This window comes from Belliella filtrata (assembly GCF_022549775.1).
GTDB lineage: Bacteria > Bacteroidota > Bacteroidia > Cytophagales > Cyclobacteriaceae > Belliella > Belliella filtrata.
Window position 1 is genome coordinate 45530 of record NZ_JAKZGP010000030.1, and the last position, 11389, is coordinate 56918.

General features: G+C 40.4%; 6 protein-coding genes. 4 read left to right on the top strand and 2 right to left on the bottom strand.

Annotation, left to right across the window (positions count from 1 at the left end):
- Positions 1 to 100: 100 nt before the first annotated feature.
- The gene (locus MM239_RS12190; RefSeq protein ID WP_241348521.1) at positions 101 to 1345 is read right to left on the bottom strand and encodes a cation:proton antiporter; all 1245 of its coding nucleotides are present in this window, start codon (positions 1343 to 1345) and stop codon (positions 101 to 103) included.
- A 10-nt stretch (positions 1346 to 1355) separates the two neighbouring features.
- Entirely contained in the window at positions 1356 to 2186 is an 831-nt protein-coding gene (locus MM239_RS12195) for a universal stress protein (protein WP_241348522.1), read from the bottom strand.
- A 655-nt stretch (positions 2187 to 2841) separates the two neighbouring features.
- Between MM239_RS12195 and MM239_RS12200 the strand changes: the two genes are divergently transcribed.
- From MM239_RS12200 to MM239_RS12215, 4 genes are read left to right on the top strand one after another with little or no spacing between them, the layout of a single operon-like run.
- Entirely contained in the window at positions 2842 to 6093 is a 3252-nt protein-coding gene (locus MM239_RS12200; protein ID WP_241348523.1) for a SusC/RagA family TonB-linked outer membrane protein, read from the top strand.
- A gap of 12 nt (positions 6094 to 6105) precedes the next feature.
- The gene (locus MM239_RS12205; RefSeq protein ID WP_241348524.1) at positions 6106 to 7692 is read left to right on the top strand and encodes a SusD/RagB family nutrient-binding outer membrane lipoprotein; all 1587 of its coding nucleotides are present in this window, start codon (positions 6106 to 6108) and stop codon (positions 7690 to 7692) included.
- 32 nt (positions 7693 to 7724) lie between these two features.
- A complete protein-coding gene (locus MM239_RS12210) occupies positions 7725 to 8348 on the top strand; it encodes a hypothetical protein (protein WP_241348525.1) in 624 nt (207 codons plus the stop codon).
- Between the two features lie 3 nt (positions 8349 to 8351).
- On the top strand, positions 8352 to 11096 hold the full coding sequence (locus tag MM239_RS12215) for a M14 family metallopeptidase (protein WP_241348529.1): 2745 nt from the start codon (positions 8352 to 8354) through the stop codon (positions 11094 to 11096).
- Positions 11097 to 11389 lie beyond the last annotated feature (293 nt).

An 11389-nucleotide genomic window follows, 5' to 3' on the forward strand; every position in this document is an offset into this window, starting at 1 on the left:
TGCTTGAAGCACAAAATCCTTACCAATGTACCATTGTCAGGTGTATATTTTAGGTTTATTAACAATTGAAAGTTCAAATAATTATATTTTTGCTCTGATATTACAATTTTTGAACAGAACTTGTTTTGAGTGACCATTTCATCAAAGGTCCACTACTCATGCTTGTCACTATGGCCATGATTACCAAGGCCACAAAGAGCTTTTCGTCAATCAATCCATTATCCAGTGCAATTAGACCCAATATAATCTCCATAGCTCCTCTAGCATTCATTCCAAAGCCTACTGCTAAAGATTCTTTGACATTGAAGCCTCCTCTGTAAGCCCCAAATCCACTTCCTACGATTTTTCCAGCAAAGGAAATAGCCAAAACTGCCAGGGTCAATAATAAGTCGAAATTGGCAACGAAATTGATTTTGAGTCCAATGGAGACAAAGAATAAGGGTGCAAAGATATTGTTGATAAATTGATGGACGATTTCCTTTGCTCTCTCTGACATATGTTCCGAGTCACCAAGTGCCACACCAAGTAAAAATGCACCAAAGATAGAGTGTATGCCAAGCCATTCTGTAAATGCTGCTGCCATAAAACAAAATGCCATCGATAAGGATAGGACACCTCCAGGCCATGCCAGCTTTTTGTTGACCCAAGGCAATACCCTATTGATGATGATCTTGCCTAATGTCAGCATAAAGAAGGTGAATAGTAAGGTGACTCCTATCGTTTGAGCTAGAGAAAGAGAGCTTCCTTTGCCCATGAAAGATAGAATTACAGAAAATATAAGCCATCCTATGATATCGTTAACCATGGCTGAAGCTACGATCAGCATACCCATGCGTGTTTTGAAGAGGTTCATGTCCATCAATATCCTCACCACGACTGGTAATGCGGTGATTGACATGGCTGTGCCCATAAATAAGGAGAACAGGAGCCTGTCACCGTCAGCCAAGCCAAAGAATGTTGAGAAATAGTATGGGAATATAAAACCCAATACAAAAGGAACCACCAAGCCTAATAAGCTAATGCTCAAGGCTGATTTGCCTTGAGACCAAACCAAGTGAAGCTCTACTTCCAGTCCTGCGATAAACAGTAGTAGCACCACCGCGATTTGTACAAAGCCATCCAGAGCCAAATTTGCACTTGGGTTGCTGGCAAATAGGAAATCAAAAGCGCCTGGGACGAGTGTTCCCAAAATTGTTGGTCCTAAAATAATCCCAGCAAGCAATTCTCCAACTACTGCCGGTTGTTTGAATTTTTGTGCAATTTCTGCAAATACCCTAGCCAGCAATAGCATAGCCGCTAGCTGCAGAAAGAGATTGACTACATCCTGATGCGATAAACTTTCCATATGTAGCCTCCTATTTTTTGATGATTAGTAAGTTACAGGGAAGGTCACTCAAAATGTCCTCTAAGTCGTGAGGGAAAAGTCGATCCAGAAATCCCAGATTGCCTTCATCCCCTACAATAAGGAGGTCAGCGCCAAAGTCGGTTGAGAATCGAGCCAATTCTACAGCCCATTTGCCACAGGTAATTTTAACATTAACACGTAAGTTTCCTTTATCGATATCTTTAAGAATATTTTCTACATAGGCGACTTCTTCTCCTACTAGTTTTCTTCTTGTGCTTGAGATCTCTTGTTCCCCGCCTTCACCAGCAGTGGCCATTTGAATCCCGTACATCTTTATCTCATTTACAACATAGACTTGTTTGGCTTGGTCTAGTTTACACCATGAAATTCCTCTTTCTATCACATGGGGAGTTTGGTCTTGCTGAGTTCCATTGATCACTACTTTGTCAAAGGATGTAGGAGCTAGCATGGGTTCTACTAGTGTGAGCACAGAGCATTTGGATTTTCGGATGATTTTCCTGGCAATCGACCCGATGTAGTATTTGAAAAAACCTTCTGTTTTTAGCGCTCCAGAGACTAGAAGGTCTACATTCTCTCGGTCACAGATTTGAATGATTTTTTTTGCGGGCTTCCCGTCTTCCCAGAACACTTTCACTTTCTGAAGATTGACTTGGTGATTTTCAAGGATTGTTAATAGGTTTTGCTCCAGTGTTTCGGTTTTTTTGCCAACATGAATCAAGATCAATTCCGATCCAAATAGATCTTTGAGTCGCTTTGATTCACAAATCAAGGCTTCCATTCGAGGAGAAAATGCCAGTGCTAATGCTATTTTTTTAAACATATCATTTCTAATAGAAATTGTAAAATAGTAAAAAATACCACTTTCTCCTAGATGAATCAGCCAATCTCTTTAAAACACTTCCACTGCCATCTCATGAGTGCGTTTTTTGAACATTTAAATCTGAAAAGATTATAGTAGCTAAAGTATATATGTTTTTTCAAGATTTAGATATTGATGAATATAAGATGTGCATAGATAAAGATCCAGAAGTACCTCTTCAATTTATCTGTGATACAACTATTGGAGTGTCTACAGATTGTTACATTTCTACTGGATGACTGAACCTAATTTTAGGCGTGGGGATATTTTCTTATATGTTATTAATTGAAATTTTTTTTAACTGAAATTTAAATAAAATATGTTAAAAATTAGTTTTATGGTTAAAAATTGAACTCGATTTTTAAAATTGTTATAATAATGATAGGTATTTGACCGCTTGTGTAATCTACTTATAAAAAAAGTTCGGTTTTGATTTGTGTAAAAAATCTTTTTCCTTAAATTTTCAGAAGAATTTTATTACGTAATTTTTTATGCGCATAACGTAATATTTTCTAATTCACACTATTCCCCAGAGTAACTGTTAGTTTATATTCTATATTCTCAATTTTATTGGGCTGGAATTATTATGTCGTTTCACCAACCAAATGAAGATCCTATGCAGGAAAGATTTACAAAGTTCTATTTATTAGACATTGCACGGCACAGTTTGAAGCTTGCTTTGCTAATGATCATGTTGCTATTTAGCCAATTGGGCTATGGCCAGCAGCGAAGTGTTACAGGGAAAGTATTAGATGATCAGGGAGAGCCGATTCCTGGAGCAAATGTGCTCGTAAAAGGTACAACCAAAGGAGCTGTTACAGATTTAGATGGTGTTTTCGTATTGGATTTGAATCCAACGGAAACGATTATTGTGGTTTCTTACATTGGTTTTGAGAAGGTAGAGATCAATATTGCCAACCAAAGTGAGATCATCGTCAAGTTATCGGATAGTGTGCAGTTATCTGAAGTTATTGTGACTGCGGCGGGTATTGAGAGAAATACTAATACGCTGGGATATTCGGTGTCCACTTTGGACAGTGATAAGCTTAGTCAAAGAAATGAGCCAGACCCAGTGCGTGCCCTTACTGGAAAGATGGCCGGGGTCAATATCCAAGGGGGAGGAGGTGTAGCTGGGGGTTCTACCAATATTTCAATCAGGGGGAATTCCTCTTTGGGAAATAATAATCAACCTTTGTTTGTAGTAGACGGTGTTCCTTTCGATAACTCTACTTTCGAGTCAGGAGGTACTAGGCAAACGCAAAGTAGTCAATCGACTTCGAGCAGAGCATTTGATATTGATCCTAACAATATAGAGAACCTGACGGTGTTGAAAGGTGCAGCGGCTTCTGCACTTTATGGATCAAGAGCTGCAAATGGCGCTATCATCATTACTACAAAAACTGGATCCAAAAAGGGTAGAAAGGGGATGGAAATCACCTATAATACTTCTTACTCCAATGAGCAAGTATCTGGTGTTCCTGAATTTCAGACTTTGTATGGACAAGGTACCAATGGGGATTATAGAGCGGGGGTATATGGATCTTATGGCTCACCCTACTCAAGTAGACCAACTATTCCTCATCCATTGGCATTGAGCTCCAATCCTTCTTCTCAATTTCCGGAGTTTTATGAAGCAGATGGTGTGACTCCTGTCCAAGTGCCTTACAGATCATATATCAAAGAAAACATTGATAACTTCTTCCGAAATGGCAACTTGTTCGAAAACTCTATCATGATCAATGGAGGGAATGAGAAAAGTAGCTTAACGGCAGGATTCACGCGCACAAGTAATGATGGTGTAGTGCCAGGTAACAGTATCACAAGAACATCCTTTAATCTTGGCGGTAGTGCGAAGCTTGATAATGGCTTTTTTGTACGAGGAACATTGAATTATGTCAAGACCAATCAAACCAGTCCACCTATTGGAGGTTCTGGATCGGTTATGGGTAATTTGCTTTTTATGCCGACTAGTTATGATTTGACCAACTACCCTTTTGAGAATCCTGTGACTGGTGAGAACGTTTACTATAGGGCCTTGGATAATCCATATTGGTCTGTAAAGCATAGCCCTTCTACAAGTAATGTCGACAGGACATTCGGAAGTTTTGTAATCGGAAAAGATGTCACTCCTTGGCTGACTATCCAGAATACATTTGGCTTCAATAGCTTCGTGGATGATCGTATCAGTGTACTTGGTAAGGGTTCAAGTGTATATGCTAATGGTACAATCAATACTGATAACATTTATCGTGAGGAATTGGATAATGTGCTCTTGGCTACTATCAATACTAAGCTTACAGAAGACATTAGTGCTAGGTTGATTCTTGGAAACAATATCAACCAAAGAATGACGCGAAGGTCAGCATTTTCAGGTGACGGAATTATCGTCGCAGGACTCAATGATATTAGAAATACTACCACCATTACATTGGGTGGAATCCCGAACAACCAAGCGCTGATCAAGCAACGCTTTTATGCTTTCTTTGGGGATTTGACCTTCGATTATAAGAATTACGCATCCTTGAATTTTGTGGGTAGAAATGATGTGTCCTCAACACTACCTGCGGATAATAGAAGCTACTTATATGGTGGCGTCAATGGTTCATTGGTGTTCACAGAGGCATTGAAGTTGAACTCAAGAATACTGAACAATGGTACTATTCGAGCAGGGTATACCAAGGTGGGTAATGAGGCCTCTCCTTACCAGACGATTAATGTATTCAATGCCAATGCAGCATTTGGTGGAATAGGGTCTCCATTTACCAATGCCAATGGTTCGGGTGTTAGTACGCAAACCTTATCCAATAGCTTTAGCAACAACCAACTTCAGCCTGAATTTATCACGGAGTTTGAAATCGGGACTCAGTTAAGTTTTCTCCAGAACTTGTTCTCCTTAGACTTGACCTACTATAATAAAATGAGTACTTCTCAAATTTTTGTAGTCAATTCAGCTCCTTCTTCAGGTTTCTTGACTAGAATTATCAATTTGGGAGAAACATCAAACAAGGGGATAGAGATAGGTCTTACAGCAAATCCGCTGATGTCGGATCGTGGATTGAACTGGTCGATCAGTGCCAATTTTACGCGAAATAGAAACAGGGTTGAAGATCTTGGTGATTTTGCGCAGCTGACCTATGGAGGGAATGTCCATATAGAAGGCTATCCCTATGGAATGATATTCGGGTCTCGATATGCAAGGGATGATGAAGGAAATATTCTAGTCAACCCACTTACCGCAAAACCTATCACTGCGGCTACCAACGGCCCTATTGGTGATCCTAATCCAGACTTTTTTGCAGGATTGAGCAATACATTTTCATTCAGGGGAGTGACCTTAGATGTCTTATTTGACTGGAAGCAAGGGGGGAATATCCTTTCTACTACCATAGGCGAGACATATGCGAGAGGTGTTCTAAAAGATACTGAAGATAGGGATTCTTTTAGAATAGGTAATGGAGTGATGGGGGATGTCAATACCAGAACTCCGCTTCTAGACGAGAATGGAAACAAGATTCCAAACAATACGGCACTAAACTACAACGATTATTTCTTTGGAAGTGGGTTTGGACCTAGTGGACCTTCTGCAGGATATATCAATGAAGCTGCAATTTTTGATGCTACAGTATTCAGGTTGAGAGAGATTTCATTGGGATACCAATTGCCAAGAGAGATGTTAAGCAAGACACCTTTTGGGTCTGTCTTTTTCTCCTTGAGTGGAAGAAACCTTTGGTACAAAGCACCCAATACCCCTGCTGCCATGAACTATGACCCTGAAGTGAGCACTGCTGGTGCCAATAACCTAGGTTATGATCAGCTAGGGGTTCCTCCTACCAAAAGATATGGAGTCAACTTAAGGTTTACATTCTAATCGAATAAAGATATGAGATACATTAATATAAAAATCATTACCCTGTTGGCATGCATTAGCTTTGGAATGACTAGCTGTGAATCTTTCATGGATATCAATGCTGACCCAAACAATCCAACAGATCCACAATTGGCACTATTGCTACCTGCGACACAATTGTCGATAGTGGGAAATTTCAATACAATCAATAGAGGAGCTTCCAACGTGATTCAACACAGGGCAGCTGGATCATTGAACAGGTGGGATCAGACAGGTACTACTTTTCAAAGCACTTGGTTAGGTTACTACACGCAAGCTATACCTGATTTGGAACAAATGATAGATACTGGTACAGCAGAGGAGGCTTGGGGCTATGTAGGTATAGCCAAGCTTCAAAAGGCATTCCTATATAGTACCATGGTAGATGTGTGGGGAGACCTTCCATATTCGGAAGCTGCAAAGGTTGCTAATCCTAAGTTCGATGAAGGGGAAGAGATTTACAATTCACTCTTTGCGTTGATCGATGAAGCCAAAGCTGACTTGAACAGGTCTTTTGCTGTAGTTCCTTCTTCAGATTTGTTTTATCAAGGCTCTAGAGACAAATGGATCAAATTTGCCAATTCACTCAAGTTCAAACTTTATATTCAAACGAGAAAGGTGAATCCTTCTGTCTCAACACAAGGAATTAATGCATTATTGGCTGAAAACAACTTGATCGATAGCAATGCTGATGATTTCACATTTCTCTTTGGGTCAAGTCCTGCACCAGAGACAAGACATCCATGGTATACGACAGCTTATTCTCCTTCCAGAGATGGGTATGTGAGTATGGTCGTTCATGATAGGTTGAGAGAGCAAGATGATCCTAGATTGAGGTACTACATATTCAGACTGAACGAACGAGCTGGACTAGCAAATTCTCAAGTGGGTGAAGGCTACTATGGTCGATATCCAGGCGATGGCGCTGCATCTCCAGCAGATCAGCAGACCAGAGCGATCGTAGGAATATATCCTTGTGGTGGTGTGTATGATAATGGTATGATTCCTTCACTTCCTAACAATGATGGCTTACTCAATAACATAGGTGCTACTACAGGCTCTACAGCTAATTCCTTTAGATTGGTCTTGTTTGCAAATGGAGATGGTACAGGCGCTGGCATACAACCTCTTCTTACCAATGTAATGATGAAGTTCTACAGGGCAGAAGCAGCTTTGACACTTAGCACTGGAGAAGATGCAGGAGCATTGCTCACGCAAGCGGTGACGGCAAACATGCAGGCTATAAGCGCACTTTCGCCAGCATTCCCGATCAGTACAAGCACAATCAATGCTTTCAATAGTAGACTATTGGCGCAATACCAAGCTGCATCAGCTGAAGAACGCTTGGCCTTGGTTATGATGCAAAAGTGGATAGCTATGTATGGAAACGGCATAGAATCTTACAATGATTACAGAAGGACAGGATTGCCGGCTTTAGTCGAGTTGATTTCTCCTTTGGATGATTTTCCAGAGCGTTTTTTCTTTTCTGAAACAGAGCTGACTTCCAATGAAACTGTAATAGAAATCAGAGAACAACTTCAAAGAGATCAGCAAATCACCCCTGTGTTTTGGAGAAGATAGTAAATCAAGTAGTAACCAAGAGAAAATTAGCTATGAAAAGATTAATAATATTAAGCTTCATTATATGCCTTGCATCAGCATGCAAGACCGTGGATTATGATTGGGAGGACTTCAAATATGCGCCAACCCCAAAAGTCACACTTGATGTAGAAAGCTCTGCCTTGCCTACATTCGCTTCAGCAAAGGTGTCGTTTTTCAATATGGCAAGTCCTGATTATGCAACTTCACAGACCTTCAATTGGACATTGGATTTTTATGATGCTGAAGGAAGAGCTGGAGTGCAAGCAATTGAAGTGTTTGTGAGCTTCAATAGGAGAGAAGGTGTACCTCCAGTGTACCCTATCGTGCTCTCCTTAGCACAAGTGCATCCAACAGAGCGACAGTTTCCTTTGCCAAGCATGATCAGACCGACTGACAGGTTTTATGAGCGGGTCACTGAGTTTCCGAAGACTTATAGCTTCACGCCTTCAGAGCTTGCAGCGTTAACTGAGATCAACTTATCGACCGTTGCTGTAAATGATTATTTTCTCTTCAAATTTATTGTTATCATGGAGGACGGAACGAGAATAGTGCAATACAATGACAACTCTTGCGATGAGTCTAGAGGTGAGCTTTGTGATTGTAGAGTAGGCGTAAGATTCAAAAACATACCTTAAATGATGCAAAACAAAAAGAGATCTACTATCAACCAAGGAGTAATGCTACTCCTTGGTATCTTCATCACGGGACTCCATGGACTGAGTGCCCAGACTATCCCCACGCCTAAGGAACATTTTGGCTTTGGAATGGGGGATGATTATCATATTTCTAACTACACAGAGACAGAAGCGTATTTTAAAAAATTAGCTGAACTGTCTGACAAAGCTACACTAGTATCCATAGGGAAGTCAGAGGAAGGTAGAGAACAATGGATGATGATCGTGACTTCGCCAGAAAATCATCAGCAACTCGATCGGTTCAAAGAAATCTCTGTGAAAATGGCTCGTGCCGAAGAATTGACAGAACAAGAAGCCAGAGACCTAGCAGAAGAGGGAAGAGCAGTTGTATGGATAGATGGTGGCTTGCACTCTACAGAGACTGTAGGTATTCACCAGCTTACAGAGACGCTTTATCAAATCCTTACACGAGATGATAAAGAGAATCAAAGGATTCTGGATAATGTGATCACGCTATTCGTACATGCCAACCCAGATGGACATGAGAAAATCGGTGACTGGTATATGAGAAAGCCTGTTCCAGAAGAGAGAAGCCTTTCTGGTCTTCCAGTACTGTATCAAAAGTACATTGGACATGACAATAACAGGGATTTTTACATTCAAAATATGAAAGAATCCGCAAATCTGGGTTATCAGCTATTTGTAGAATGGATTCCTCAAGTGATGTATAACCACCACCAGAGAGGGCCAGCGGGATCAGTTTTGGCAGGCCCTCCGTACAGAGATCCTTTCAACTATGTATTTGATCCAATGATGGTGACAGGTATCGACGCTGTAGGTGCTGCCATGTATAACAGACTGAATGCAGAAAATAAGCCTGGTTTTACCAGAATGGATGGATCTTCTTTCTCCACTTGGTACAATGGTGGTCTGAGAACAACCACCCATTATCACAATATGATAGGTATATTGACTGAAATCATCGGTGGTCCAAATCCCGAGGCAATTCCATTGGTACCTGATAGACTTATACCAAATTCAAATACACCTTTTCCAGTCACACCTCAAGAAGACTGGAGATTTCAGCAATCTATTGATTATTCAGTTTCTATGAACTATGCTGTATTGGATTATGCTGCACGAAATAGAGATCATTTACTTTATAACATATACGTAATGGGTAAAGCTTCCATAGACAGAGGAAGCAAAGACTACTGGACACCATTTCCTAAGAAAGTGGAGGCCATCAAGACTGCCTATGAAAGTACGCAAAAAGAAGGTCAAAGGAGTTCAAATATGAGATGGGGTATTCCTTCAGTGTTTTATGATAGCATTTATCAAGCACCTGAAAAAAGAGATCCGAGAGGCTTTATCATTCCTTCAGATCAAAAGGACTTCGCTACAGCTGTCAAGTATGTAAATGCCTTGATTAAAACGGGAATTAGAATTGAAAAAGCAAAATCATCTTTCAGCGTAGGAGGGAAAACTTACCCTAAAGACTCTTATATTGTCAAAACAGACCAAGCTTTTAGACCACATATCATTGATATGTTTGAGCCACAAGATTATCCCAATGATTTCCAATATCCAGGAGGTCCTCCGATCAGGCCTTATGATGCGGCAGGATGGACGCTGGCCTACCAGATGGATGTCAAGTTTGATAGAATCCTAGAAGGTTTTGATGGTCCATTCGAGACATTAGCTTATGGTGTATTGGAAAAATTGCCAGAAAGTACAATTAAAGCTTCCAAGTCAGGATACCTGATCAGCAGTGTGCACAATGATGCATTTTCGATAGTCAATGAGTTATTGAAAAAAGGTGTGAAAGTCGCTCGTCTTACAGAGGCTTCAGCAGGAATGCCTGCGGGTTCTTTTTACATTCCTTCAGATGGACAGAATGTGCTATCATCTTTTGGTCAGCAGTATGGCTTACCTATCGTAGCCGTTTCAAGTGTACCGCAATCATTGGCTTATATCAAACCTTCCAAAATTGCCCTTTATGATAACTATGGAGGTTCTATGCCAAGTGGTTGGGTGAGATGGATTTTGGAGCAGTATAACTTTGATTTTCAACTCATCTTTGCCAAAGAAATCGATCAAGGGAATCTAAATTCCAAGTATGATGCAATTCTCTTTATCAGTGGTGGAATCCCATCTTTTGAAAGCTCCGGTGGAGGTTTTAGAGGTATAGATGAGGCAGATGTTCCCAATGAATACAAGCATATGGTCGGTGCTGTTTCGAAAGACAAGTCAATCCCACAGTTGAAAAAATTCCTTGAGAATGGAGGTAAAATTGTAACGGTAGGTTCGGCAGCGGTTTTGGCGCATCATTTAGAGTTGCCTGTGAAGAATGCACTGGTGGAAATCCAAAGGGATGGGTCTGAAAAATCGCTTGCAGGTGAGCAGTACTATGTGCCAGGTAGTGTATTGAAAACAAAAATCAATACCAATCTAGCAGCGACGTATGGCTTGTCTGATTATGCAGATGTGCTATTCAACAATAACCCAGTGTTCAAGTTTAAGCCAGAGGCCAAGCTCCAAGGATTAGAAATATTGAGTTGGTTTGATACCGCAGCACCACTGAAAAGTGGATGGGCATGGGGAGAAGCCTATTTGGAGGATGGAATCACGGGTTTCTCTGCGCCAGTAGGGAAAGGTACCCTGGTCGTCTACACCCCAGAGATCACCTACAGAGCTCAATCTCACGGCACGTTCAAGTTGCTATTCAATCAGCTTTATAAGAATTAATTCTGAAAATCAAAAGTTATCAATCCCAGCCTAATCACGCTATTCTAAAGTGTGGTTAGGTTGGGATTTTTGGTTAGAGAGGATCGAGAAAAGGAATGTTTTTTTTAGCTAGTGATATTTTAGAAAAAGTTGGTTTTCTAGCATAATGAAATTATAAATCAAAATACAATGTCGTTTAGTTAAGCAAATTAATAAAAAAAATGTGTAAATTATAGGGGTATATAGGGGGTAACTCTAATTCTGAAAAAAAGGAAGATTACAGGCTAAAACTAACTAAACATATTGACAATGAG